Source organism: Cellulosimicrobium composti (assembly GCF_009711085.1).
GTDB classification, from domain to species: Bacteria; Actinomycetota; Actinomycetes; order Actinomycetales; family Cellulomonadaceae; genus Cellulosimicrobium; species Cellulosimicrobium composti.
In genome coordinates, this window is the sequence record NZ_WMKA01000095.1 from 1 (window position 1) to 2,858 (window position 2,858).

Annotated in this window: 1 protein-coding gene; it reads right to left on the reverse strand. The window is 76.8% G+C overall.

Translation table 11 applies throughout. From position 1 onward, the window contains the following. Positions 1-476: 476 nt before the first annotated feature. A partial coding sequence (locus GJV82_RS19055) for an ATP-binding protein (RefSeq protein WP_318657847.1) occupies positions 477-2,858 on the reverse strand: 2,382 nt, incomplete at its 5' end.

Here is a 2,858-nt window from a genome sequence, read left to right on the forward strand (position 1 = left end):
GCGGCGCCGCGGCCGGTCCCCCGGCGGACCGTGCCGGTCCGCCCGGTCCGACGGTTCCCGCCGGTCCGGGCGCGTACGGCGCGGCGTACGCCTGCCCGGCGGGGGCCGGCGGATACGGAACGGGAGGGGACGGGGCGGGAGCGGGCTGCGGGGACGTCGGCGCGGCCGCGCCGGGTGCGGGCGGCGGGACCGGCGGCGTCGCCGGGAGCGGCCGCGTTCCCGTCCCGCCGCTGGTCGTCAGCGGTCGGGTCGGGGCGTGGTCGGAGGGCATCCCTCCACCGTAGAGGACGTGTGTGTGCGTTCGGGAGAGACGTCGGGAAGACCTCGACCGACGCCGCCCACGTGGCGACGTACGGGTCGTCGTGAGCTGCGTCGGCCGGCACGGCGACGGAGATCGTCCACCCGCGCCGCCACCCCGGTGACGTCGGCGGGCGGGGAGAACGGCCCGACCGCGTCGCCCTCGACGAGCGGCCTCGTCAGCGTCCCGCCGGCTCGGGCACCGGGTCGGCGGCCGACGGCGCGGCGTCCCCCGCGGGCCGTCCCTCGCGGTACGCCGCGATCGACAGCGTGCGCAGGCGCGAGGACCGGCCCGTCGGGTTGTCCACGAACCCGACGGCGGAGATGTACGGCTCGATGACGTGGATCTTCTGCAGCGGCGTGACGATGAGGAGCTGCAGCCCGAGGCGGCGGAACAGCTCGAGCGCGAACCGCGTCGACTCGTCGGACCCGCGCCCGAACGCCTCGTCGATGACGACGAACCGGAACGCCGTCGAGCGCACCGCGCCCCAGTCGAGCTTGAACTGGTAGGCGAGCGACGCCGCGAGGACGGTGTACGCGAGCTTCTCCTTCTGCCCGCCGGACTTCCCGCCCGAGTCGGAGTAGTGCTCGTGCTCGGAGTCGTCGGCGCGCGAGCGCTCCGACGCGGAGAGCACGAACCAGTTGCGCACGTCGGTCACGCGGCGGCGCCACGCCTCGTCGAGGTCCGTCATGCCCTCGCGCCCGCGGAACCGCTCGACGAGCGCCTTGACGCGCAGGAACCGGTCCTCGGAGTACGCGAGCGCGCCGTCGCCGACGGACCCGTCGCCCTCCGCGAGCGCGCGGTCGTCCTCGGCGAGGATCCCGTCGCCGTCGGTGCACGCGCGCAGGTCCTGCTGGAACTCGCGCACCTCGAGGTTCGGTGTGCGCGACATCTCCAGCCGGATGTACCGACCCGGGTTGTAGTCGATCGCGCGCAGCGAGTCGTTGATCGTGTCGATCCGATCCCGGATGACGTCGGCCTGCTTGGCGAGCTCGGCCGCGAAGCCCGCGATGTCGCGGATCGCGTTCGTGTTGAGGTACGCCTTGAAGTCGGCCTCGAACCGCGGCAGGTCGTCGCGCACGAGGCGGTCGTGGATCTCCCGGTAGCCGTCGGCCGACCGCACGTCCGCGTCGAGCTCCGCCGTCTCGACGGGGTACGCGGAGCGGAACGAGGCCATCTGGCCCGCGATCCGCGTCCCGAGGTCGGCGCGCTCGCGCTGCGCCTGCTCGGCCTCCGCGGTGAGCCGCGAGCGCACGGCGTTCTCGACGGCGTCGAGGTCCGCCGCGCGCGTGGGCCCGTCGGCACCGCCGACCGCGCCGAGCTCCCGGTCGAACTCCGCCGCGAGCGCCGCCGACGTCTCCTCGTCGAGGGTCTCGCCCGCGCCGTCGAGCACGGCGCGCGCCCGCTCCCGCGCGGTCCGCGCCTCGTCGAGCGCGTGCCGGTCGGCGCCGAGCGTCGCGACGACCCGGTCGCGCTCGGCCTCGAGCTCGGCCTGGCGGCGGGCGTTGTCCGCGAGGAGGTCCGCGATCCGGCCGAGCTCGTCGCTCGCCTGCTCGAGGCGGCGCTTCTCCTCGGCGAGCTCGGCGATGCGCGCCGACTCGGCGCCGCGGTCGAGCTCGTCCCAGTCGCGGTAGACGTCGAGGCGGCCGAGCGCGGCCGAGCGGGACTGGAGGGCGCTGCGCGCCGCGGCCGCCTCGTCCCGGCGCCGGGCGAGCGCGTCGCGCCGCGCCGTCACCTCGGCGGCCTGCTCCAGCAGCGCGTCGATCTTGGCCTGGGTGGACCAGCCGAGCACGAAGCCGCGGCGGTCGTCGACGGCGCGCGTGTCGTTCTTCTCGTGGTGGTCCGGGGAGTGCTTGACCTGGCCCGCGCGCGTCACGGCGCGCGGGAGGCGGCGGAAGGCGTCGAGGTCGGGCGCGCACGCGTGGTCGGCGCGGCGCTCGAGCTCGGCCTCGACCCAGGCGGTGAGCGCGGGCGCGTCGTCGAGGCGGCGCACGTCGAGCAGGTCGGCGAGGAGCGGGACGCCGTCCTCGCGCGGCGCGGTCCGCACCGCGGCGACGCGCTCGGGGACGCGGTGGTAGACGAGCCGCAGCCCGAGGTGCTCGCGGTCGACCCACGCCGCGACGGCCTCGTAGTGCGCCGCGGGCACGAGCAGCGAGAGCGCGAAGCCGCGCAGCACGCGCTCGGCCACGCCCTCCCAGTCGGCGTGCTCGGGCCGCACGGCGAGCAGCTCGCCCACGAACGGCACGTCGGCCGGCGCGAGCCCGACGCCGGCGCACAGGCGGTCCCGGACCTCCAGGTGGGTGCGCGGCAGGTTGGAGCGGCGGTCGGCGAGGCTCGCGAGCTCGGCCTTGACGTCGGCGGTCTCCTGCTCGACGGCGCGCAGCTCGGCCGCGACCTCGCTCGCGCGCTCCTCCGCCCGGGCGAGCTCGTCGCGCACCCGGACCGCGGCGTCGTCGGCCGCGCGCCGCAGCGTCGCGAACGCCTCGGCGTCGACGAGCGCGTCCGCCACGGCGCGCGCGTCCTCGGGCTCGTCGCCCGCGGGTGACGGGCCCGCTCCCGC